This window comes from Streptomyces spongiicola, assembly GCF_003122365.1.
GTDB lineage: Bacteria > Actinomycetota > Actinomycetes > Streptomycetales > Streptomycetaceae > Streptomyces > Streptomyces spongiicola.
Genome location: NZ_CP029254.1, coordinates 2,694,960 through 2,717,515, shown reverse-complemented (window position 1 = coordinate 2,717,515; position 22,556 = coordinate 2,694,960). Strand labels below are relative to the sequence as shown.

Here is a 22,556-nt window from a genome sequence, read left to right as displayed (position 1 = left end):
CTTGAACATGCCTTGAACACGTTCGAAAGTATGTGTGGCACTCTATGTGACAGTAGTGATGCGGTTGACGAGTGTTACCGGACTGTGCCGTCGCCCGCCAGGGGCCGCGCCCCGCGGCGAGCAACGCGGGTGGCCCGACCCGCCGCCTGAGCCGAGCAGCGGCCGGATCGTCCCCGCAGCGGGTAGGCAAGGTCCATGAAGCGCGCGCGCACCGTCGACGCCGCCGCGGCACCGTCCGCCGGTCACCCGCCCGCCGTGGTCTGGTACACGGCCTACGGCTCCAACACCCATCCGGAGCGGCTGTCGCACTACCTCGCCGGTGGCCGCCCGCGCGGCGCGGCCCGGACCTACCCGGGCTGCCGCGACCCCCGCCCGCCCGCGGCGTCCGTGCCGGTCGAAGTGCCGGGCGCGCTGTACTTCGCCACCCGCTCCCCGGTGTGGCGCGGCGGCCGTGCGTTCTACGATCCCGCCGCGGCCGGTACGGTCCTGGCCCGCGCGTATCTGGTGACCGCCGCGCAGTTCTCGGACATCCTGGCCCAGGAGATGTACCGCGAGCCGGGGGCCGACCTGGACCTCTCGGAGGCGCTGGCCCGCGGTAGAGTGGAACTCGGCAGCGGCAGGTACGAGACACTCGTCTGCCCGGGAGTCCTGGACGGTGTGCCCGTACTGACCTTCACGGCCCCCTGTTCGCTCCACGACGTGGAGTGGACCCGGCCCTCCGCCGCCTATCTGCGCCATCTCGCCGCCGGACTGCTGGACGCCGACGCCTGGCCGGCGCCCGAGATCGCCGCCTATCTCGCGGCCTGTCCCGGCGCGGCGGGCCACTGGACCGCGGACGCCGTCGCGGCCCTCACGGCGGGGCGCTGAGTACGGGGAATAAGCCGCAAGTGCGGCGGCAGCGAGGATGTTCTCCACGGCCGGCAGGGGGCTCGTGGCCCTGCCGGCGGAGATCAGTAGAAGTGCCGTCGACCACCGACCGCGTGGCCCATCGCCCCGAGCACCCAGAGCAGCGCTCCGACCGCGATCAGAATGATGCCTATGGTCCACAGCACGCCGATGCCGGTGACCAGCCCGATGATCAGAAGGATAAGTCCGACGATGATCATTTGGTCCTCCAAGTCGGGACCCCCACAACCCGAACATTGCCGTTCCGGGCGGCCCCAAACGAAGGGCCCGGCTGATCTTTTCGCCGTCGCGGCGGTCCGCTGCCCCGGGCCGTTCGCGCTCTTCGGCCGTGCTACCGCTCAGGGGCGGGCGGCACCCCGGCGACGGTGTGCACGACGACGGCGGCGTCGGCGGCAGGGGCACTTCCGGCCGGTGCACGACCGGCACGACCGGCACGACCGGCAGGCCGAGCCGCTGTGCTGTGCCGGTGTTCGCCCCTTCCTCCCGGGTGGTGGCCCAGACCGGCGCGCACGGCAGTGCCGCCGGGCGAGGCCCGGCGCGCGGACCGAGCCGCGTCAGGCGTGGGTCTGTCGCGGTGCCTGACGGCTGGTGCTGCGTGCCGTCGCCGAACGGCGGGAGAGGTCCGTCGACGTCCAGGAACAGCAGCGGGCGTACTCTGCGCCGCAGCACCGCTGCCATGTGCTCGGACAGTTCGATGCCCACCACCGGCACGCCGCGCTCCCGGAGCGGGACGCCCGCCCGTCCGGTTCCGATGGTGAACTCCAGCGCCCGGCCGTCTCCGGCGAGTTCGGCGAGGAAGGCGAGGAAGGCGAGGGTCGGTCCGAGAACGGCAGCCGAGGACGCTTCGGTTTCCTCGGCGTCGTAGCGGTCGGCCGTCGCGCGGGTCCACCGTTCACTGCTCGTCACCTGGAAGCGCGTGCCGAGGGGCGCTGTCGACGCATTCGGTTCTCCGCGGCTCAGCGCGCACCGCCCGCAACTCGTCGCGACGTCGCCGGGGCTTCGGCCGAATCGCCCCGCACCCCGGATCATCGGTCCCGGAGCGGTCCAACCGCCTCGGAGATCATTTCGTTAGGAGTTCTCAGGGCTCCGGGGCACCCCTATGGTGAAGCCCTCACGCTTCAGCCACTCCACCGCGTGACCGCGGCCGACGCCCCCGCTGAACTCCCCATGCTCCAGGGGCCTGCCGTGCCGGTGCTTGTGTGCCACGCCGGCCACTGCCTTGGAGTCGTACTCCCTGCCGTCGTGGAGGAGCAGGTAGGTGCTCGCCTTGCCGTACTTGTACCGGTCGAGGAACGCCTCCTGTCCCAAGTCGTCGTACTCGGCGAGTGTCTTGAGGATGTCGTCCCGCGAGATCGCTCCCTTTTCCATGAGGGGGAGTGTAGGTGCGGGGTCTGACAGGGGCCCGTGAGTTTGTCTGGCGTGCATGACCTGGGCCGTCCCTGGGCCGTCAAGCGACGCCCCACAGACGGCCAGGGATGCCCGTCAACGACCGCGGCGGGCCCGGCACCGCCCCGCGCTGGGCCCGCCGTCGTGCCTGCTACACCCACGTGTCCAGCCACATCCGGGCCCGCCAGTCGTCCATCGGGATCGGATCGCCGGTGAACAGCGGCCAGAAGTAGATGAAGTTCCAGATGACCAGCAGCACCAGCACACCCGCCGCCGCCGCGCCCACGGTCCTGCGGCGTTCGCCGGGCGCGAGCCCCGGGTCCGGTGGGGTGGCGGGCGGGCGGGGCCGCCGGGCCGGGCCGATGATCGCGCCGAGGAGCATCGCGACGGCCAGGCACAGGAACGGGACGAAGACGACCGCGTAGAAGAGGAAGATCGTGCGCTCCTGGTACAGGAACCACGGCAGCCAGCCCGCCGCGATGCCGCAGGCGATCGCGCCCGCGCGCCAGTCGCGGCGGAAGGCCCAGCGCCACAGGACGTAGGCGACGGCGAAGCACGCGATCCACCACAGTGCGGGGGTGCCGATGGCCAGGACCTCTCGGGCGCACTTGTCGGTGGCGGTGACCGGGCAGCCCGCCGTGCCGGCCGCCGGGTCCTCGTAGAAGTAGGAGACCGGACGGCCCAGGACGATCCAGCTCCAGGGGTTGGACTGGTAGGTGTGACCGGACGTCAGACTGACGTGGAAGCTGTAGACCTCGGTCTCGTAGTGCCAGAGGCTTCGCAACCAGTCGGGGAGCACCGTGCTCCAGGGGCTGTCCCTGCCCTCCGTCGCCGCCCAGTCCCGGAAGTAGCCCTTGTCGGTGAAGAGCCAGCCGGACCAGGAGGCGACGTACGTCACGACCGCCACCGGCAGGCCGGCGAGGGCCGGCAGGAGGTCCCGCCTGAGCACGGCCGGGTACGGGCGGACCGCGCCGGCCGTCTTCCGCGCGCCCACGTCCCACAGCAGGGTCATCAGGCCGAACGCGGCCAGGAAGTAGAGGCCGTTCCACTTGGTGCCGATCGCCAGGCCCAGCATCACCGCGGCCGCGATCCGCCACGGCCGCGGGCCCAGCCGCAGGGTCGCCGCGATCTTCGGGTCCGGGCGCAGCACGCCCTCCGCGTCGACCGGGAGCGCGTCCGCGAGGCGCCGTCTCGCCCGGTCGCGGTCGACGAGCAGACAGCCGAAGGCCGCGAGCACGAAGAACATCAGCACCTGGTCGAGCAGCGCCGTGCGGCTCATCACGAAGTGCAGCCCGTCCACGGCCATCAGCGCGCCCGCGAGGCACCCGAGGAACGTCGAACGGAACAGCCGTCTGCCGATCCGGCACAGCATCAGCACCGACAGCGTGCCGAGCACGAACACCATGAAGCGCCAGCCGAACGGGGTGAGGCCGAACATCTGCTCGCCCAGCCCGATGATCCACTTGCCCACCGGCGGGTGCACCACATAGCCGGGGTCCGAAGGGATCGGGACCGCGTCCGGGTTCGCCAGGATCGCCTTGTCGACGTCCTTCGGCCAGGAGCCCTCGTAGCCCTGGTTGACCAGCGCCCAGGCGTCCTTCGCGTAGTACGTCTCGTCGAATATCACCGCCTTGGGGCTGCCGAGCTGCCAGAACCGCAGCAGCCCGGCCACCAGCGCCACCAGCAGCGGTCCGCCCCACGCCGAGAACCGCTCCGCCCGCCGTGCCGCGCCCGGTGGCACGCCCAGGACGGACCACAGCCGGTCGGAGGGCCGGGTGTACGGCGGCACCAGCCGCTCGCGCAGCCCGATGCCGGGCCGGGGCACATGGCCGAATCTGCGCAGGCGCTGCGGCCAGGACGGTGGCTGCTCCGCGACGTCCTGACCGTGCGCGGCCCGTGGGGCGGTACTGGTCACCGCGCCATCGTAGGGAACGCGTCTGTGCGAGGGGCGTGGCCCGCCCTGCGAGGATTGCTCCTGTGACTGGATCGGTGACTGGAACACTCGTACTGGCAGGGACCCCCATCGGCGACGCGGCGGACGCCCCGCCGCGGCTGGCGGCCGAGCTGGAGAACGCCGACGTGGTCGCCGCGGAGGACACCCGCCGGCTGCGCCGCCTCACCCAGGCGCTGGGCGTGCAGACCCGCGGCCGGGTGGTGTCCTATTTCGAGGGCAACGAGTCCGCCCGTACGCCGGAGCTGGTGGAGGCGCTGGAGGGCGGGGCCAGGGTGCTGCTCGTCACCGACGCCGGGATGCCGTCGGTGTCCGACCCCGGCTACCGGCTGGTCGCCGCGGCCGTGGAGAAGGACATCAGGGTCACCGCCGTGCCCGGCCCGTCCGCCGTGCTGACCGCGCTCGCCCTGTCGGGGCTGCCGGTGGACCGGTTCTGCTTCGAGGGCTTCCTGCCGCGCAAGGCGGGCGAGCGGCTCGGCAGGTTGCGCGAGGTGGCGGACGAGCGCCGCACCCTCGTCTACTTCGAGGCGCCGCACCGGCTCGACGACACGCTCGCCGCGATGGCCGAGGTGTTCGGCGCCGATCGGCGGGCCGCGGTCTGCCGGGAGCTGACGAAGACGTACGAGGAGGTCAGGCGCGGCGGGCTCGGCGAGCTGGCGGCCTGGGCGGCCGAGGGGGTGCGCGGGGAGATCACCGTCGTCGTGGAGGGCGCCCCGGCCCCGGGCCCCTCCGACCTCGACGCGGACGAGCTGGTGCGCAGGGTGCGGGTCCGCGAGGAGGCGGGCGAGCGGCGCAAGGAGGCCATCGCGGCGGTGGCCGCCGAGGCGGGCCTGCCCAAGCGCGAGGTGTTCGACGCGGTCGTGGCGGCGAAGAACGCGGGGGCGAGGAACGCGGCGGGAGCGGGCCGCTGATCGGGCCCCTCGAACGGTGGCGGCGGGAAGGGGACCGCCGAAGGGCAGAGGGTAGAGGCCCCGGTTGCGGGCGGGTCGTCGAGCGGGCCTCCCGGGGGTCTCCGCGTCCGTGAGTGAGGCCATGGCCATGGTCCTCGTACGATCGTGGTCATGAGTGCCAAGTCCAACGACACCCCTCCGCCCGCGCCCGCGCCGCTGGCCGTGCCGGTCGCCGACTCGCACACCCATCTGGACATGCAGAGCGGCACCGTCGAGGAGGCGCTGGAGAAGGCGGCGAAGGCCGGTGTGACGACCGTCGTCCAGGTGGGCTGCGACATCGACGGGTCGCGCTGGGCGGCCGAGACGGCGGCCCGGTACGAGAACGTCCACGCGGCGGTCGCGCTTCACCCGAACGAGGCTCCGCGCATCGTCCACGGTGTCCCGGCCGAGGGGGCGTCGCAGAGCGGCCCGGCCCAGGACGGTGGTGGGGCACGGGCGGGACGGCCCCGGCAGGCCGGGAGGCCGGGCGGCGGGGGCGCCGCGCTGGACGAGGCACTCGCGGAGATCGACCGGCTGGCGGGACTCGAGCAGGTGCGGGCCGTCGGCGAGACCGGGCTCGACCACTTCCGTACGGGTCCGGAGGGCATCGCCGCCCAGGAGCGGTCCTTCCGCGCCCATATCGAGATCGCCAAGCGGCACGGCAAGGCCCTCGTCATCCACGACCGCGACGCCCACGCCGACGTCCTGCGGATCCTGACCGAGGAGGGCGCCCCCGAGCGCACCGTCTTCCACTGCTACTCGGGCGACGCGGAGATGGCGCGGGTCTGCGCCGACGCCGGGTACTTCATGTCCTTCGCGGGCAATGTCACCTTCAAGAACGCCCGGCCGCTGCGGGACGCGCTCGCCGTCGCCCCGCTGGAACTCGTCCTCGTGGAGACGGACGCGCCGTTTCTGACACCCGCGCCCTACCGCGGCCGGCCCAACGCGCCGTATCTCGTTCCGGTCACGGTCCGCGCGATGGCCGCGGTGCGGGGGATCGACGAGGACGCCATGTCGGAGGCGATTGCTTCGAACACGGCTCGCGCATTCGATTACCAGTAGGTAACGAATCGTCACATTTCCGAGCCTTTCTGGCATGGCGTGGCGACACCGGGTGACCGGCCTGCTTTGGAGAGTGACGATCAGCGGCTAGGGTCCGGGCCTCGTGAGCACTTCGCAGGGCAGTCACCGTGCCGCGCGCGGCGGTCGCCGCGCCGCCCGGCTCAAGGAGCCCCCGCCGCCCGTGCCGCCGCCGCCCGTGCCGTCGGCGCCCGTCAGGGTGCCGCCCCACGGCCTGGCCGCGGCGGTGTCACCGTACGCGCCGACGGTCCCGGCTTTCCGGCCCGGTCCACCCGAGAGTCCGTGCGGTTGCTCCTCAGCCTGTGGGACCACGTCGCCCGGATCCGTAGGCGGACCCGGATCCGGACCGGTAGGCGCACCCGGATCCGGACCGGTAGGCGGACCCGGACCGGTAGGCGCACCTGGATCCGTAGGCAGACCCGGCCCCGTAGGCAGACCCGGACCGGTCTCCGGACCCGGCCCCGCAGGCGCACCCGGACCCGGCCCCGTAGGCAGACCCGGACCGGTCTCCGGACCCGGCCCCGCAGGCGCACCCGGACCCGGACCGGTAGGCGCACCCGCCCGCGAGGCTGTGAGGCCGGGCTGCTCCGAGGCCCCTACGCTCGCCTGTTGGGACACGCCCCCCGTCTCCGGGTCTGCGACGCTCGTCTCCGGGTCTGCGGGGCCGGTTCCGGGGAATGCGAGTCCCGTCTCCGGGCCCGCGGGTCCGGTCTTCGAACCGGCGGGTCCGGTCTTCGAACCGGCGGGTCCGGTCTTCGAGTTCGCGACGTCCGCTTCGGAGACCCCGAGGGTCGTTTCGGAGGCACCGACACTCGTCAGCTGGACCTCGTCTCCCGTCGCCGGGACCACGGCGCACACCCCTGCCGCCTCCTCTGCCTCCTCGGCCTCCTACGCCCCCGTCCCGTCCGGCGGCCGCGCCGAGGCCCGCCGCGCCGCCCGCCGCCGCAGGCGCGCCTCGGTCCTGCGTGTCGGCCCCGACGGCCTGCGCCGCCTCATCCCGCAGGCCCTCGTCGTCGCCTTCCTCGCGGGCGGCACGACCGCCTTCGTCGCCGCCGACAAGGCCGTCCGCCTCAGCGTCGACGGGGTCCCCCGCACCCTGCACACGTTCGCCGACGACGTGGAGGAACTCCTCGACGAGGAGGGGGTCGCCGTCGGCGAGCACGACATCGTCGCCCCGGACCCCGGCGCCGAACTCAGCCACGGCGACGAGGTCGTCGTCCGCTTCGGCCGCCCCGTCACCCTCACCGTCGACGGTCGCAGCCGCCGGGTGTGGACGACCGCCCGCACCGTCGAGGAGGCGCTGCAGCAGGTCGGGGTCCGGGCCGGCGGCGCGTACACGTCCGTCTCGCGATCCCGGGCGATCTCCCGCGGCGGCCTCGACGTCGCCGTACGGACCGAGCGGACCGTCACCCTCATGGCCGACGGCCGGGCCCGCGCCGTCCGAACGACCGCGGCGACCGCACGGGAGGTCGTCCGGGAGGCCGGCATCACCCTCGCCGGCGAGGACACCACCTCCGTACCTCCGGACAGCTTCCCCCGCGACGGCCAGACGATCACCGTGATGCGCATCAGGGACACCGAGGAGGTCCGGGAGGAGCCCATCCCCTACGACACCGTGCGGACCGACGACCCGCGGCTGGACCGGGGGACCGAGGTCGTCGCGCGGGCGGGCCGCGCGGGCGCACGGCGGGTCACCTACGCCGTGCGGACGGTGAACGGTGTCCGGCAGAAGCCCCGGAAGCTCTCCGAGGAGGTCGTCCGGGAGCCGGTCACCCGGCAGGTGAGAGCCGGCACCCGACGGCTGCCGGACTCGGTCCGGGGCGCCGAGGGGCTGAACTGGAGGGCTCTCGCGCAGTGCGAGTCCGGCGGGCGCCCGGACGCGGTGGATCCGTCGGGCACCTACGGGGGGCTCTACCAGTTCGACGCCGCCACCTGGCGGTCGCTGGGCGGCCGCGGCCGTCCGCAGGACGCCTCCCCGGAGGAGCAGACGTACCGGGCGAAGAAGCTCTACGTGCAGCGGGGGGCGAGTCCGTGGCCGCACTGCGGCCGTAGGCTGTACCGGTGAGCACCACCGATCCCGACGCCCTCCTCGGCCCCGCCGACGTCCGAGAACTGGCCGCGGCCCTCGGCGTACGCCCCACCAAGCAGCGCGGCCAGAACTTCGTCATCGACGCCAACACCGTCCGCCGGATCGTCCGCACCGCCGAGGTGCGGCCCGACGACGTGGTCGTGGAGGTCGGCCCGGGGCTCGGCTCCCTCACCCTGGCGCTGCTGGAGTCCGCGGACCGGGTGACCGCGGTCGAGATCGACGACGTGCTCGCCGCCGCGCTCCCCGCGACGGTCGCCGCCCGGATGCCGGAGCGGAAGGACCGCTTCACGCTGGTCCACTCCGACGCGATGCGGGTACGGGAACTCCCGGGCCCCGCACCCACCGCGCTCGTCGCCAACCTCCCGTACAACGTGGCCGTCCCGGTCCTGCTGCACATGCTGGACCGCTTCCCGACCATCGAGCGGACGCTGGTCATGGTGCAGGCCGAGGTCGCCGACCGGCTCGCCGCCCGCCCCGGCAGCAGGGTGTACGGCGTGCCGTCCGTGAAGGCGAACTGGTACGCCGAGGTCAAGCGGGCCGGGGCGATCGGCCGGAACGTCTTCTGGCCCGCGCCCAACGTCGACTCCGGGCTCGTCTCCCTGGTCCGGCGCCCCGAGCCGCCGAAGACCACCGCCACCAAGGCCGAGGTGTTCGCCGTCGTCGACGCGGCCTTCGCACAGCGCCGCAAGACGTTGCGGGCAGCCCTGGCCGGCTGGGCGGGCTCCCCGGCGGCCGCGGAGGCGGCGCTGGTCGGAGCCGGGATCCCGCCGCGGGCGCGAGGCGAGTCGCTGACGGTGGAGGAATTCGCGCGGATCGCGGAGCACAAGGGAACCGGTGGGGGCAAGGGCGCCGGGGAAGCCAAGGAAGTCGGGGGAGCCAAGTGAGCGTCACCGTACGGGTACCGGCCAAGGTCAACGTCCAGCTGGCCGTCGGCGGGGTCCGCGACGACGGGTACCACGACCTGGCCAACGTGTTCCTGGCCGTCGGACTGTACGACGAGATCACCGTCACCCCCGCCGAGTCGCTGACCGTGAGCTGCTCGGGCCCCGGCGCGGACCAGGTGCCGCTCGACCGGACGAACCTCGCCGCGCGCGCCGCGGAGCTGCTCGCCGCCCGGTACGGGATCGACCCGGCCGTGCACATCCACATCGACAAGGACATCCCCGTCGCCGGCGGCATGGCCGGCGGCAGCGCCGACGGCGCGGGCGCGCTGCTCGCCTGCGACGCCCTCTGGTCCACCGGCGCCCCACGGGAGGACCTCCTCGACATCTGCGCCGACCTCGGCAGCGACGTGCCGTTCAGCCTGGTCGGGGGCGCTGCCCTCGGCACCGGCCGCGGCGAGCGGCTCACCGCACTGCCCGTCGGCGGGGTGTTCCACTGGGTCTTCGCCGTCGCCGACGGGGGGCTGTCCACCCCCGCGGTCTACCGGGAGTTCGACCGGCTCCACGACGGCGTCGACGTCCCCCCGCCGGTGGCGTCCCCGCTGCTGCTGGACGCCCTGCGCACCGGCGACCCGGGCGCGCTGGCCGCCGCACTCGTCAACGACCTCCAGCCCGCCGCCCTCTCGCTGCGCCCGTCGCTCGCGGACACGCTGCGCACCGGCATAGACGCGGGGGCGCTGGCCGCACTGGTCTCGGGCTCGGGGCCGACGACGGCGTTCCTCGCCAAGGACGCGGACACGGCGGGGCAGATCGCCGAGACACTGCTCGCGTCCGGGACCTGCCGCACGGCGCGTGTCGCCGAGGCCCCGGCCCCGGGGGCGACCATCCTCCAGCCGTGAGCCGTGAGCCGTGAGCCGTGAGCCGTGAGCCGTGAGCCGTGAGCCGTGAGCCGTGAGCCGTGAGCCGTCCGAGCTGAGCCCTCCGAGCTGAGCCCAGTCGAGCCCAGTCGAGTCGAGTCGAACCCAGCTCAGCCGAGCGAGGCGGGCGTTCTCGCGCGTACTCAGGCACCGGTTGAGTACGAACACCCTCCCGCCCATGCGCCCCCGGGCGGGACCGTGGGCGCATGGGATCACGTGTACGAGCGCTCGCCGAGGCGACACCTGACACCCGGGACCGCTATGTCGACCTGCTGAGGGTCCTCTCGCTCGGGACCGTCGTGCTGGGGCACTGGCTGATGGCCGCCGTCACCGCCGACGGCGTCGGCAATCTGCTCGCCGTCGTGCCGGAACTCCAACTCCTCACCTGGGCCCTGCAGATCATGCCGGTGTTCTTCTTCGTCGGCGGCTTCTCGCACGCCCTCTCCTACCGCTCCCTGCGCCGCAGGCACCCCGCGGGCGACGGCGCCTCGCCGTACGCGGCGTTCCTGCGGGCGCGGCTGCGGCGGCTGCTGCGGCCCACCATGGTCTTCGTGCTCGTCTGGGGCGCGGCGGCGCTGCTGGTGCAACTGCTCGGCGGTGGCGGCGGGTTGACCGGTGTCTCGCTGCGGCTCGTCACCCAGCCGCTCTGGTTCATCGGGATCTATCTGGCGATGGTCGCCTTCACCCCGCCGCTGCTGAAGCTGCACGAGCGTTACGGCTGGAGCGCGTTCGGGGCGCTCGTCGCCGGCGCGGTCCTGGTGGACGTGCTCCGCTTCGTGCTCGGTGTCCCCTTCGTGGAGTTCCTGAACTTCGCCTTCGTCTGGCTGGCCGTGCACCAGCTCGGCTTCCTGCGGGCCGACGGACGCCTCCGGCTGCCCTCGGCACTGGCCGCGACGGGGCTGGGCGGGGCCGCGCTGCTGGTGGCGGCCGGGCCGTACCCGCTGTCCATGGTCGGCATGCCGGGGGAGAAGGTCTCCAACATGGCCCCGCCCACGCTGGCCCTGCTCTGCCACGGCCTGTGGCTGGTCGGCGCGGTGGAGCTGCTGCGCGGGCCGGGCGCCCGGCTGGTGGCCCGGCCCCGGGTCTGGCGCGGCGTCGTCGCCGCGAACGGCGTCGCCATGACCGCGTTCCTGTGGCATCTGACCGCGATGCTCGGCGTCTACGGCGCGCTGCTCGCCGCGGGCGTCACGCTGCCCGAACCGGCCTCGGCCGCCTGGTGGGCGCAGACCCCGCTACGGATAGCCGCGGCGGCGCTGCTCACGGCGCTGCTGGTCGCCGCGTTCCGCGGCTTCGAACAGCCCTCACCCGCACCGGTCCGGCCCGGCTCGGGCCCGCTCGCCGCGCTCGGCATCACCCTCTGCCTGTTCGGAGTGCTCGGCCTGTCCATGGTCGGCTTCGCCGGTCTGCTCGAAGGCCGCACGGCCACCCTGATCGCGGTGCCGGTCAGCGCCCCGGCCGCGGTCGCGACGGCGCTGGCGGGCTGGTGGCTGGTGGAACGGTCAGGCTTCGCCGTACGCCGAGACGAAGGCTGACCAGACGGCGGCGGGGACTGCGAGCCGAGGGCCGTCGGGGACCTTGGAGTCGCGGACGTGGACGGTACCGGGGCAGGCGGCGACCTCGACACAGCTGTCGCCCTGGGCGCTGCTGTAGCTGGACTTGTGCCAGTCCAGGGCGACTTCGACGCAGCTGTCGCCTTCGGTGCCGCTGTAGCTGGACTTGAACCAGGCGAGTTCTGCGGTGCTCATAGCGCTCCTCGGATTCGCTCCAGCAGACCCCGGGACTCGCTGGGGGTGAGGGCCTGTGACCGCAGTGTGTCATAGCGCTGTTGAAGTGGGACCACCTCTTTCGGGTCGCAGATCAGTCGGCCGTTCTTCTGGCCCTCGGAGTAGGCGTACCGCTTCCCGTCAGGTCCCTCCAGCAACTGCAACGGGCCGTCAAGGCAGGCGTGGAACTCGCATCCCAGCGGCATGACCTGAAGCGTCACATTCCTCGGCTCCGTACTCGCCAGCACATGGTTCAGCATCCCCCGCGTCACCTGCGGACCGCCGAGCCGCTCGCGGAAGACCGCTTCCGCGACGATGAAGCTGAAGGGGACGTTCGGGCTCACCTTCAGCAACTGCTGCCTATCCATGCGGGCGTTGAGCTGCTCCTCCACCTGCGCGTCGCTCAGCGGCGGCACGGCGTTCTCGAAGAGCGTCCGCGCGTACCCCTCCGACTGGAGCAGCCCCGGCACCATCCGGCACTCGTAGGTGCACAGGCTCACCGCCGTCCGCTCCCGCCGCGCCCACTCGCGGAACCACGACGCCAGTCCCGGCTGCCGCGTCAGATGCCCGAACGCCCGCCGCAGCGCACCCGTGTTGCCCAGCGCCACCTCCGCCAGCTCCACGAACTGCGTGTCCGGCATCCGGCGGCCCAGCTCGATCGAGGCCACCGTGTGCCGGGAGAAGCCCACCATCGGCGCGAAGACCTCCCGTGTCAGCCCCGCGTGCTCCCGCAGACCCTGCACGAACGCCCCGAACGTCTTCAGGCTGTCCGACGGCACGGGCTCGTCGCTCACTGCGGCCACTTCCGACACCTCCAGGTGCTTACGGGTGCGTCGAGGTGCGTCGAGGTGCGCCCCCGCCGCCGATGACGTCGACGAGGCCGATGACGCCGCCGATGACGCCGCCGATGACGCCGACGCGGCAGGGTGACGCCCCCTCGCTCGACTCACCCAGCGTGGCCGATCAGACACGTACCGTCCATGTTTCACGGGTGTACGGTCGCGCACCGTACGCGCGGACCGGGCGCGGTGCGCCCCGACTACCCTGGTAGGTCGATCGATCCCCCTGTCAGGAGAGAAATGGCCGTCAACCTGGTCAATGTCGAGGCGCGGACGAATGGAACATGCTCTGGGTGAGCCTTCTGGGGGTGTCTTCTGGATCATGCCAGGCCCCCCAGCGGCGGTGGATGAATTCGGTTGCGGCGGGCCGGTGGGCCCGGTGAGGGTATGCCCATGGACGGCGCAACAGACGATGTGAACCAGGCGATCGCGGGTGAGTTGCAGCTCATGGATCCGCGTGTTCGCGCCTCGCGGGAACACGCCGGGCAACTCCTCGACCCGGAGTTCGTGGAGGTCGGTGGGTCGGGTCGGCGGTGGACGCATGAGGCCATGCTCGCCGAACTGCCGGATCATCCGGGCAGTTCGCCGGATGCTCCCCGCTTCGAGCCCTCAGAGATCTCGGGGGCGCTGCTCGCGCCAGGGCTGGTGCATCTGACGTTCGAGACCATGCTCGGCGAGCGCAGGGCCAGGCACAGTTCGATCTGGCGCAAGGGGGACGGAGCCGGGGGCTGGCGGATGTATTACCACCAGGCCACGCGCGTGCCGCCCGGCGTGGACTAGCGGACCAGACCCTTGACGTCGATGGAGACCGGGAACGGGACGGGGGTGTCCAGCCGGTCGCGACGCACACCAGTGGCCACATAGGCCTGGGTCGTGTCGTCCAGCTCGTAGGTGTGAACCGCGGGGAGGCCGTTTTCGTCCTCGATGCGCCAGAGATGACGGATGCCCGCGTCGGCGTACAGCCCCGGCTTGTAGCGGCGGTCGCGGTCCTCGGTTTCGGCGGACACCACCTCGACGACCAGCGCGACCTCCTCCGGGAGGAAGCGGGTGCGCTCCGGTGCGTAGGGCACCGAGGCAACGATGATGTCGGGCTCCGGACGGCTCCGGCGGTTGAGCTTCACGGTCATCTGCGCTTCGACCGTCCAGTCCATGGGGGCGAGGGGTTCCAGCGCGGCGGTGAGTCGGCGGATCACCCGGTCATGCCAGCTGCGCTGCGGGGACATGTTGAAGATCAGCGCACCGTCCAGCAGCTCGATGTGACGCGGGGCGTCGGCGGGGAGCAGGTCGAGGTCGTCGGCCTCCCAACCGCTGTCCCGTGGCGGGTACATCCATGGCGGTAGCGCGGTACTCAAGGCGACGCTCCCTCCTCAGGCCCCGGTGGCTCCGGCGGAATCAAGAATGCCACGCGAACGTGGTGCGGTCTCACGGTTCGGGCGGGGGCCCCGGCTGCGTCTCGCCGCCGTCGGCGTGCGTCCCCGGCGGGCCGCTACCTGGTCGACGGCGATTATCCTGGAGGGATTGGTCCCGTCCGCAGCCCTATGGAGCACAGCACCTGTGGCAGTCAACCTGGTCAATGTCGAGGCAGTCAGCAAGGTGTACGGCACCCGTGCCCTGCTCGACGGAGTGTCGCTCGGCGTCTCCGAGGGGGACCGCATCGGAGTCGTCGGCCGCAACGGAGACGGCAAGACGACCCTGATCCGGATGCTCGCCGGGCTGGAGGAGCCGGACACCGGCCGGGTCACCCACAGCGGCGGACTGCACATCGGGGTGCTCACCCAGCACGACTCGCTCGACCCCGCCGCCACCATCCGCCACGAGGTCATCGGCGATCTCGCCGACCACGAGTGGGCCGGCAACGCCAAGATCCGCGATGTGCTCACCGGCCTGTTCGGCGGGCTCGACCTGCCCGGCTTCCCACAGGGCCTGGACACCGTGATCGCCCCGCTCTCCGGCGGCGAGCGGCGCCGGATCGCACTCGCCAAGCTGCTGATCGCCGAGCAGGACCTGATCGTCCTCGACGAGCCCACCAACCACCTGGACGTCGAGGGCATCGCCTGGCTCGCCGACCACCTCCGGGCGCGCCGCTCGGCGCTGGTCTGCGTCACCCACGACCGCTGGTTCCTCGACCAGGTCTGCACCCGCATGTGGGACGTCCAGCGCGGCACGGTCTACGAGTACGAGGGCGGCTACTCCGACTACGTCTTCGCCCGCGCCGAGCGGGAGCGCATCGCCGCCACCGAGGAGACCAAGCGGCAGAACCTCGTCCGCAAGGAACTCGCCTGGCTGCGCCGGGGCGCCCCGGCGCGGACGTCCAAGCCCCGCTTCCGCGTCGAGGCCGCCAACGAGCTGATCAAGGACGTGCCGCCGCCGCGCGACACCTCCGAGCTGATGAAGTTCGCCACCTCGCGGCTCGGCAAGACCGTCTTCGACCTGGAGGACGTCACCGTCCAGGCCGGGCCGAAGGTCCTGCTGAAGCATCTGACCTGGCAGCTCGGCCCCGGCGACCGGATCGGCCTGGTCGGCGTGAACGGCGCGGGCAAGACCTCCCTGCTCCGCGCCATGACCGAGGCCGCGGGCAGCGACGGCGAACGGCAGCCCGCCGCCGGGCGGATCGCCGCCGGGAAGACCGTGCGGCTGGCCTACCTCTCCCAGGACGTCACCGAACTCGACCCGAACCTGCGGGTCCTGGAGGCGGTCCAGCAGATCCGCGACCGCGTCGACCTCGGCAAGGGCCGGGAGATGACCGCGGGCCAGCTCTGCGAGCAGTTCGGCTTCTCGAAGGATAAGCAGTGGACCCCGGTCGGCGACCTGTCCGGCGGCGAGCGGCGCCGGCTCCAGCTGCTGCGGCTGCTGATGGACGAGCCGAACGTCCTCTTCCTCGACGAGCCCACCAACGACCTCGATATCGAGACCCTGACGCAGCTGGAGGACCTCCTCGACGGCTGGCCGGGCTCGATGGTCGTGATCTCCCACGACCGCTTCTTCGTCGAGCGCACCACCGACCGGGTGCTCGCGCTCCTCGGCGACGCGACCCTGCGGATGCTCCCGCGCGGAATCGACGAGTACCTGGAGCGCCGGGCGAAGGCGCTACAGGCCGCGGCCCCCGCACCGGCCGCTGCCTCGAAGCCCGCCGGCACCGAGAAGTCCGCGGCGGACCAGCGGGCCGCGAAGAAGGAGTTGCAGAAGATCGAGCGGCAGCTCGACAAGATCTCCGAAAAAGAGTCCGCGCTGCATTCGCAGATCGCCGAAAACGCCACCGATTTCGAGAAGGTGGCGGAACTCGACGCGCGACTCCGGCAACTCGCCGGTGAACGCGAAGAGCTGGAAATGCGCTGGCTCGAACTGGCCGAGGACGCCGAGGGCGCGTAGCGGCGGCACGCGGTGATCGCGTAGACCGGCACCACGGGCCGGTTCGCCCTCGGGTATCTGGGCGGACCGGCCCGTGCACTCAGCCCGGTCCCGACAACCAGCCCGCGTACGGCGGCCGCCCCGCTCAGCCGTGGCCCCCGCTCAGCCGTACCAACCGCTCAGCGGTACCAACCGGGCCGCCATGGCAACCGCGCCGCCATGGCAACCGCGCCGCCATGGCAACCGCGCCGCCATGGCAACCGTGCCGCCGTAGCAAACCGGGCGCGCCCCTCCCGGCGGCCGCAGACCAACAGTGACCGCGAGAGCGTCATCCCTTACGGGGGCGGCGCGGGTGCGGGTGCGACTGCACATGGTTGCAGTCGCCGGCCTCGAACCGGCGAGGCGGATGGAGGGAGGCGGTCGCCGAACTCGGTGCATCCGCACTGCTCCCCAGCCTCTCCCTGGTGATCAGGAGCAGATCGCAACCGCCGCCTGTACGGGTGCGGCAAGAGGTCCGGAAGAGCGATCGCATCCCGCTCTTCGACAGGACCTCGGGCGGCCGGCGTCAGATTGCCTCTCTGGGCTGAGATTACTCACCATCGACACCCCCGCACGGGTGGTCTTATCTGCCCGGCGCGCGGCCGTGCGCGGACTTGGTGCCGCACCTGCGGAAAATGGCCCGGTCCGAGAATTCCTGCGAACGCCGAGCAAACCGTCACCATTTCCTCCGATGCAGGTGCGGATCGGAAGGGAAAACCCGTCCTGCCTCGGTTCTGGCGGCCATGACTCAATCAACTACTTGACATTCAGGGAAGGGCTAACGGTGAACCGAAAGGCAATCCGCCGTAACCGGGTGAGGGCGGTCTCCGCCGTTTCGGTGGGCATCATGGCCGCGGTGTTGAACGTGGTCCCGAACACGATGGCCATTGCCGACGCGGTGCAGCGCTCGGGCAGTGAACACAGCCTGGGGCTGCCTGGACCAAACGGGGCCATGACGGCCGATCCAGACAGCAAGAAGGGTCGCGGCGGGGATCGGGGCCCGAAGGGTGGACGCGGGGACCGAGGTCCGCAAGGCCCGCAGGGCGCGGATGGCGCGGATGGTGCCCAGGGACCACAGGGCGCGAACGGCGCGAACGGCGCTAATGGCGTGAACGGTGCTCAGGGTCCGCAGGGCGCAGACGGTGTGAACGGCGTTGACGGCGCTCAGGGTCCCCAGGGCGCTGACGGCGTTGACGGTGCTCAGGGTGCGGTCGGTGCTCAGGGTCCGCAGGGTGCGGACGGTGTGAACGGCGTTGACGGTGCTCAGGGTCCGCAGGGCGCTGACGGTGTGGATGGTGCTCAGGGTCCGCAGGGCGCTGACGGTGTGGATGGTGCTCAGGGTCCCCAGGGCGCTGACGGCGTTGACGGTGCTCAGGGTGCGGTCGGTGCTCAGGGTGCGGACGGTGTGAACGGCGTTGACGGTGCTCAGGGTCCGCAGGGCGCTGACGGCGTTGACGGCGCTCAGGGTCCCCAAGGCGCTGACGGTGCCCAGGGTGCGCAGGGTTCGCAGGGTGCGGACGGTGTGAACGGCGTTGACGGCGCTCAGGGTCCCCAGGGTGCGGACGGTGCTGATGGTGCCCAGGGTGCACAGGGTGCGGACGGCGTTGATGGTGCCCAGGGTCCGGTCGGTGCTCAGGGTGCGCAGGGCGCTGACGGTGTTGATGGTGCTCAGGGTCCGCAGGGTGCGGACGGCGTTGATGGTGCCCAGGGTCCGGTCGGTGCTCAGGGCCCGCAGGGCGCGGACGGCGTGAACGGCGTTGACGGCGCTCAGGGTCCCCAGGGTGCGGACGGTGCTGATGGTGCCCAGGGTGCGGTCGGTGCTCAGGGCCCGCAGGGCGCGGACGGCGTGAACGGCGTTGACGGCGCTCAGGGTCCGCAGGGCGCTGACGGTGTTGACGGTGCCCAGGGTCCCCAGGGTGCGGACGGCGTTGACGGCGCTCAGGGTCCCCAGGGTGCGGACGGTGCTGATGGTGCCCAGGGTGCGGTCGGTGCTCAGGGCGCGCAGGGTGCGGACGGTGTGAACGGCGTTGACGGCGCTCAGGGTCCTCAAGGCCCTGATGGTGCTCAGGGTCCTCAGGGCGCTGACGGTGCGCAGGGTGCGCAGGGTCCCCAAGGCGCTGACGGTGTGAACGGCGTTGACGGTGCTCAGGGTCCCCAAGGCGCTGACGGTGTTGATGGTGCCCAGGGTCCTCAAGGCCCTGATGGTGCTCAGGGTCCTCAGGGCGCTGACGGTGCGCAGGGTGCGCAGGGTGTCGGTGTCCAGGGTCCGGTCGGTGCTCAGGGTCCGCAGGGTGCTGACGGTGTGGATGGTGCTCAGGGTCCCCAAGGCGCGGACGGCGTGAACGGCGTTGACGGTGCTCAGGGTCCCCAAGGCGCTGACGGTGTTGATGGTGCCCAGGGTCCTCAAGGCCCTGATGGTGCTCAGGGTCCTCAGGGCGCTGATGGTGCTCAGGGTCCTCAGGGCGCTGATGGTGCTCAGGGTCCTCAGGGCGCTGACGGTGCGCAGGGTGCGCAGGGTGTCGGTGTCCAGGGTCCGGTCGGTGCTCAGGGTCCGCAGGGTGCTGACGGTGTGGATGGTGCTCAGGGTCCCCAAGGCGCGGACGGCGTGAACGGCGTTGACGGTGCTCAGGGTCCTCAAGGCCCTGATGGTGCTCAGGGTCCGCAGGGTGCGGACGGCGTGAACGGCGTTGACGGTGCTCAGGGTCCCCAAGGCGCTGACGGTGTTGATGGTGCCCAGGGTCCCCAAGGCCCTGATGGTGCTCAGGGTCCTCAGGGGGCTGACGGTGCCCAGGGTGCGCAGGGTTCGCAGGGTGCGGACGGCGTGAACGGCGTTGACGGTGCTCAGGGTCCGCAGGGCGCTGACGGTGTTGATGGTGCCCAGGGTCCCCAAGGCCCTGATGGTGCTCAGGGTCCTCAGGGGGCTGACGGTGCCCAGGGTCCTCAGGGGGCTGACGGTGTCGGTGTCCAGGGTCCGCAGGGCGCTGATGGTGCTCAGGGTCCTCAGGGCGCTGACGGTGTCGGTGTCCAGGGTCCGCAGGGCCCGCAAGGTGCGCAGGGTACGGCGCCGGCTACGGTCTCCTACATCATCAGGGGCCCCCAGGCCATCCCGGCGATTGTCAACGTTGGTGCGCAGTCGGTGGCCCAGTGTCTTGCCGGCGACATCGCCACCGGTGGGGGCTACGACACTTTCGGCCTCCTCACCACCCTCAACGTCATTGAGAACAAGCCGACTCCCACCGGTGCCGGGCCTCAGTCCGGACCGGCCACCGGTTGGGTTACGCAGGCTTCCCTTGCGGTGATCGGCGGCGGGTTCCAGGCATATGCGGTCTGTGAGGACCTGTAGTCCGCAGCGGCCTGTGACGCGCTTCGGTCCGTCCTGTCGGGGAGCCCGGACTCTCGCGCTCCGGTAGTTTCACCAACGGGCGTACCCGGGCTGTTTCGCGGACCGGCCGCGAGTCCGGGTCCGGGTCCGGGTCCGGGTCCGGAGTGGAGTACGTCGGGCCCACTGCGGCAGTGGAGTACTTCGGCCCACTACGGCAACGGACGGCCGCTCCTCGTGCGAGACCGTGTTCGGCAACCGAGGGCATGGGTCTCGCGCGGCGGGCAGTGCCCGGTGCCGGCGCCGGGGCGGGTGCCCGCTGAACTGGTCGGACCATAGCGGCGGAGGTCCCCTGCCCGTACGGGTGGGGGACTCCTCGTTCCGCCGACTTGCCCCGAACGACATGCATTTCGCCGATCCGGGGGACTTCTGATCGGTAGGGCAGCGCGACGTCGAACAAGCGTGTAGCTTGCCGGGTCAGTAGTGCTGGGGGCGGGGGGCCGGCTCCAGGGGTATGGGGGGTAGCTCGATGGGTGTGCGGCTCATGGTGGTCGACGACCACCGGTTGCTTGCTGAGGCGCTGGCTTCCGCGCTGAAGCTCCGCGGGCACCGGGTGCTCGCGGCGGCGGCGCCGTCGGCCGGGGCGGCCGAGCTGGTGGTGAACAGGGCGCCCGAGGTGTGCCTGCTGGGGACGGCGGCACCGGCGGAGCCGGGTGCGTTCGATCCCGTTGTACGGATCAAACGGGACCGGCCGCAGGTCGCCGTGGTGGTCCTGGGACCCGTGCCGTCGCCGCGCGGTATAGCGGCGGCCTTCGCGGCCGGCGCTTCCGGCTATGTGCGGCATGACGAGCGCATCGAGGGCGTCGAGCGGGCGATGGTCAAGGCACGGGCGGGTGAGGCGGCGGTGGCGCCGCAGTTGTTGCAGGGAGCGTTCACCGACCTCCTCAACCCGGCGACCCAGCCGGATGACGAGGGTCAGCGGCTACTGCGCATGCTGACCCCCCGCGAGGTGGAGGTGCTCGTCCGCGTCGCGGAGGGAGAGGACACCCGGCTCATCGCCGCGGGCATGGGCATAGCCCCGAGCACGGCCCGCACGCACGTTCAGCGGGTGCTGATGAAACTCGGCGTCGGCTCCCGCTTGGAGGCCGCGGCCCTCGCGGCCCGTACCGGCCTCCTCGACCACGCCGCGAGCCACCCGCCGCTCACGACCCCGGACCTCGGCGGCGAATAGAGGCGCCCTGGCTTGTGCCGCGCGCCGTCTGAGCGCGCCGTCCGAGCGCGCCGTCTGAGCGCGCCGTCTGAGCGCGCCGGCCGAGCGCGGCGGCCGGGGTCGGGCGGCTCGGGATCGCCTCCCGGCCCGGGACGGTCCACCGCCACCGCCCGGACGGCTCGGGAGCGCGGCTCGGGCGGGGGACTTCGCCGGGCGGGACGGCGTACCGGGAGGCCGGCAGGCGGGGCGGACCCCCGCTGCCCTGGCGCGTCACCCCGGCAGGTCGGCTTCCTGACCCGCACGGGCTCCCTGACCCGCACGGGCTCCGTGGCCTCGCTGCCGATTCCATGGCCTGTGCCGGCTCCACGGCGCACGGCGGCTCCGGCGGCCCCGGTGACCCCGGCGGTATGGCTGCGGCCACTGTGCGGCTGAGAGCGTTGAGTTATGATTTATCGTGTGCGTTAATGTTGGAGTCTGTGTGAGGGTGGGAGGTGATCGGGGTGGAGACGGCCATCGGACCCGCCGACGGCCGGGAGCCGCTTCCCCGCGACTCCCGCGAGGCCGCACACGGAGCCGCCCGAGTACCCGTACGCGACGCCGTACGCCATCGCGTACGTCGCATCGCCGGCGGAGCGGCGGGCACAGCGTTCCCACAGGTGCGCCTGGGAACCTCGAGGTGCTTCGACCGGACCTTCGGTACCGACGGGCCGCCGACGCCTTATCCCTCCGCCTGCCGTCAGGCCCCGTTCGGCGGCGGCACCCGCGGCGAGCGCGACGGCTTCGCGCCGCACCTCGGGTTCTTCACCGTTCGACGTACTCCCGGAAAGCCGAAGTTCCTCGCCGGTTACGCGTCCGGCGTGAGCGTGTTCATCGACGATGTGTCGCCGGTTGCGGCGGCGCGGCGACTGCGAGAGGTGGCGCACAAGTGAGCAAGTACCTGGTGACGGGCGGTGCCGGCTATGTCGGCAGCGTGGTGACCGCCCATCTGCTGGAGGCGGGGCACGAGGTCGCCGTCCTCGACGACCTGTCCACGGGTGTGCGCGAGGCCGTCCCCGAGGGCGCCGACTTCATCGAGGGCCGGGTCCAGGACTCCGCCCGCCATCTCGGGCCGTCGTTTGACGGTGTCCTGCACTTCGCCGCGTTCTCGCAGGTCGGCGAATCGGTCACGCACCCCGGCAAGTACTGGGAGAACAACGTGGGCGGGACGATGGCGCTGCTCGCCGCGATGCGCTCCGCCGGGATCCGCAAGCTGGTCTTCTCCTCCTCGGCGGCCACCTACGGCGAACCGGTCTCCGTGCCGATCACCGAGTCCGCCCCCACCGCGCCGACAAGCCCGTACGGCGCCTCCAAACTCGCCGTCGACCACATGATCAGCGGCGAGTGCACCGCGCACGGCCTGGCGGCGGCATCTCTGCGGTACTTCAACGTCGCCGGCGCCTACGGCGACTGCGGTGAGCGCCACGACCCCGAGTCGCACCTCATCCCGCTGGTGCTCCAGGTCGCGCTCGGCACCCGCGAGGCGATCTCCGTGTTCGGCGACGACTACCCGACGCCGGACGGCACCTGCGTGCGGGACTACATTCACGTCGCCGACCTCGCCGAGGCCCATCTGCTCGCGATGGAGGCGATCTCCCCCGGCGAGCATCTGATCTGCAACCTCGGCAACGGCAGCGGCTTCTCCGTCCGCGAGGTCGTCGAGACCGTCCGCAAGGTCACCGGCCACCCGGTCCCGGAGACCGCCGCCGCTCGGCGCGCCGGAGACCCCGCCGTACTCGTCGCCTCCTCCGAGGCCGCACGGGAGCGGCTCGGCTGGAACCCGTCGCGGCCCGACCTCGCCGGGATCGTCGCCGACGCCTGGGACTTCGCCCGCGCCCGGACCGCCGGGGGATGAGCGCCGCC

The 22,556-nt window shown here is 72.2% G+C and carries 19 protein-coding genes and 1 pseudogene; 12 read left to right on the top strand and 8 right to left on the bottom strand.

Going from position 1 to position 22,556, the window contains the following annotated elements; all coding sequences use genetic code 11:
* Nucleotides 1–195 precede the first annotated feature (195 nt).
* Nucleotides 196–867 carry a histone deacetylase gene (locus tag DDQ41_RS11750; RefSeq protein WP_109294457.1) on the top strand — a complete coding sequence of 224 codons (672 nt, stop codon included), beginning with the start codon at nucleotides 196–198 and terminating at the stop codon, nucleotides 865–867.
* Nucleotides 868–950: 83 nt separating this feature from the next.
* Here the strand turns inward: DDQ41_RS11750 and DDQ41_RS31215 are convergent, their stop codons facing one another.
* The 4 genes and pseudogenes from DDQ41_RS31215 to DDQ41_RS11735 form a co-directional block, all read right to left on the bottom strand.
* Entirely contained in the window at nucleotides 951–1,106 is a 156-nt protein-coding gene (locus DDQ41_RS31215; protein ID WP_173265011.1) for a DUF6131 family protein, read from the bottom strand.
* 451 nt (nucleotides 1,107–1,557) lie between these two features.
* Nucleotides 1,558–1,812: pseudogene (locus tag DDQ41_RS32370) on the bottom strand (SAM-dependent methyltransferase); the annotation flags it as partial.
* Between the two features lie 162 nt (nucleotides 1,813–1,974).
* Entirely contained in the window at nucleotides 1,975–2,274 is a 300-nt protein-coding gene (locus DDQ41_RS11740) for a hypothetical protein (RefSeq protein WP_109294456.1), read from the bottom strand.
* 169 nt (nucleotides 2,275–2,443) lie between these two features.
* Nucleotides 2,444–4,207 (bottom strand): dolichyl-phosphate-mannose--protein mannosyltransferase, encoded by a 1,764-nt coding sequence (locus DDQ41_RS11735; protein ID WP_109294455.1) that lies wholly within the window; start codon nucleotides 4,205–4,207, stop codon nucleotides 2,444–2,446.
* Nucleotides 4,208–4,281: 74 nt separating this feature from the next.
* Between DDQ41_RS11735 and rsmI the strand changes: the two genes are divergently transcribed.
* The 6 genes from rsmI to DDQ41_RS11705 all read left to right on the top strand — a co-directional run bounded on the left by rsmI (nucleotide 4,282) and on the right by DDQ41_RS11705 (nucleotide 11,671).
* On the top strand, nucleotides 4,282–5,154 hold the full coding sequence (rsmI, locus tag DDQ41_RS11730) for a 16S rRNA (cytidine(1402)-2'-O)-methyltransferase (RefSeq protein ID WP_109294454.1): 873 nt from the start codon (nucleotides 4,282–4,284) through the stop codon (nucleotides 5,152–5,154).
* 150 nt (nucleotides 5,155–5,304) lie between these two features.
* On the top strand, nucleotides 5,305–6,234 hold the full coding sequence (locus DDQ41_RS11725) for a TatD family hydrolase (protein ID WP_109294453.1): 930 nt from the start codon (nucleotides 5,305–5,307) through the stop codon (nucleotides 6,232–6,234).
* A gap of 589 nt (nucleotides 6,235–6,823) precedes the next feature.
* On the top strand, nucleotides 6,824–8,317 hold the full coding sequence (locus DDQ41_RS11720) for a resuscitation-promoting factor (protein WP_262508429.1): 1,494 nt from the start codon (nucleotides 6,824–6,826) through the stop codon (nucleotides 8,315–8,317).
* The gene (gene rsmA / locus DDQ41_RS11715; RefSeq protein ID WP_109294451.1) at nucleotides 8,314–9,225 is read left to right on the top strand and encodes a 16S rRNA (adenine(1518)-N(6)/adenine(1519)-N(6))-dimethyltransferase RsmA; all 912 of its coding nucleotides are present in this window, start codon (nucleotides 8,314–8,316) and stop codon (nucleotides 9,223–9,225) included. Before DDQ41_RS11720 ends, rsmA begins: the two co-directional genes overlap by 4 nt.
* Entirely contained in the window at nucleotides 9,222–10,121 is a 900-nt protein-coding gene (locus DDQ41_RS11710) for a 4-(cytidine 5'-diphospho)-2-C-methyl-D-erythritol kinase (RefSeq protein ID WP_109294450.1), read from the top strand. The genes rsmA and DDQ41_RS11710 overlap by 4 nt, the downstream gene beginning before the upstream one ends.
* A 224-nt stretch (nucleotides 10,122–10,345) precedes the next feature.
* On the top strand, nucleotides 10,346–11,671 hold the full coding sequence (locus DDQ41_RS11705) for an acyltransferase family protein (protein ID WP_109294449.1): 1,326 nt from the start codon (nucleotides 10,346–10,348) through the stop codon (nucleotides 11,669–11,671).
* On the opposite strand, the gene DDQ41_RS11700 is transcribed toward DDQ41_RS11705, so the two are convergent.
* A complete protein-coding gene (locus tag DDQ41_RS11700; RefSeq protein ID WP_109294448.1) occupies nucleotides 11,639–11,884 on the bottom strand; it encodes a DUF397 domain-containing protein in 246 nt (81 codons plus the stop codon). The genes DDQ41_RS11705 and DDQ41_RS11700 overlap by 33 nt on opposite strands.
* On the bottom strand, nucleotides 11,881–12,696 hold the full coding sequence (locus DDQ41_RS11695; RefSeq protein ID WP_109297682.1) for a helix-turn-helix domain-containing protein: 816 nt from the start codon (nucleotides 12,694–12,696) through the stop codon (nucleotides 11,881–11,883). Before DDQ41_RS11695 ends, DDQ41_RS11700 begins: the two co-directional genes overlap by 4 nt.
* Nucleotides 12,697–13,134: 438 nt before the next feature.
* On the opposite strand from DDQ41_RS11695, the gene DDQ41_RS11690 reads away from it, so the two are divergent.
* Nucleotides 13,135–13,521 (top strand): nuclear transport factor 2 family protein, encoded by a 387-nt coding sequence (locus DDQ41_RS11690; RefSeq protein WP_109297681.1) that lies wholly within the window; start codon nucleotides 13,135–13,137, stop codon nucleotides 13,519–13,521.
* Here the strand turns inward: DDQ41_RS11690 and DDQ41_RS11685 are convergent.
* Nucleotides 13,518–14,093, bottom strand: coding sequence for a Uma2 family endonuclease (locus DDQ41_RS11685; RefSeq protein ID WP_262508428.1), 576 nt, complete (start codon nucleotides 14,091–14,093; stop codon nucleotides 13,518–13,520). The two genes, DDQ41_RS11690 and DDQ41_RS11685, sit on opposite strands and share 4 nt — an antisense overlap.
* Before the next feature lie 202 nt (nucleotides 14,094–14,295).
* Here DDQ41_RS11685 and DDQ41_RS11680 point away from each other — a divergent pair, with 202 nt between their 5' ends.
* A complete protein-coding gene (locus tag DDQ41_RS11680; protein WP_109294446.1) occupies nucleotides 14,296–16,110 on the top strand; it encodes an ABC-F family ATP-binding cassette domain-containing protein in 1,815 nt (604 codons plus the stop codon).
* Nucleotides 16,111–16,906: 796 nt separating this feature from the next.
* Here DDQ41_RS11680 and DDQ41_RS31985 read toward each other — a convergent pair.
* Entirely contained in the window at nucleotides 16,907–19,174 is a 2,268-nt protein-coding gene (locus tag DDQ41_RS31985; RefSeq protein WP_217364428.1) for a DUF4573 domain-containing protein, read from the bottom strand.
* Nucleotides 19,175–19,976: 802 nt separating this feature from the next.
* On the opposite strand from DDQ41_RS31985, the gene DDQ41_RS11670 reads away from it, so the two are divergent.
* The 3 genes from DDQ41_RS11670 to galE all read left to right on the top strand — a co-directional run bounded on the left by DDQ41_RS11670 (nucleotide 19,977) and on the right by galE (nucleotide 22,548).
* Nucleotides 19,977–20,678, top strand: a complete 702-nt coding sequence (locus tag DDQ41_RS11670; RefSeq protein WP_109294445.1) for a helix-turn-helix transcriptional regulator — start codon at nucleotides 19,977–19,979, stop codon at nucleotides 20,676–20,678.
* 479 nt (nucleotides 20,679–21,157) lie between these two features.
* Complete coding sequence (locus DDQ41_RS11665) at nucleotides 21,158–21,586, top strand: hypothetical protein (RefSeq protein WP_162602646.1); 429 nt, start codon at nucleotides 21,158–21,160, stop codon at nucleotides 21,584–21,586.
* Nucleotides 21,583–22,548 carry a UDP-glucose 4-epimerase GalE gene (galE, locus tag DDQ41_RS11660; protein WP_109294443.1) on the top strand — a complete coding sequence of 322 codons (966 nt, stop codon included), beginning with the start codon at nucleotides 21,583–21,585 and terminating at the stop codon, nucleotides 22,546–22,548. Before DDQ41_RS11665 ends, galE begins: the two co-directional genes overlap by 4 nt.
* Nucleotides 22,549–22,556: the final 8 nt, after the last annotated feature.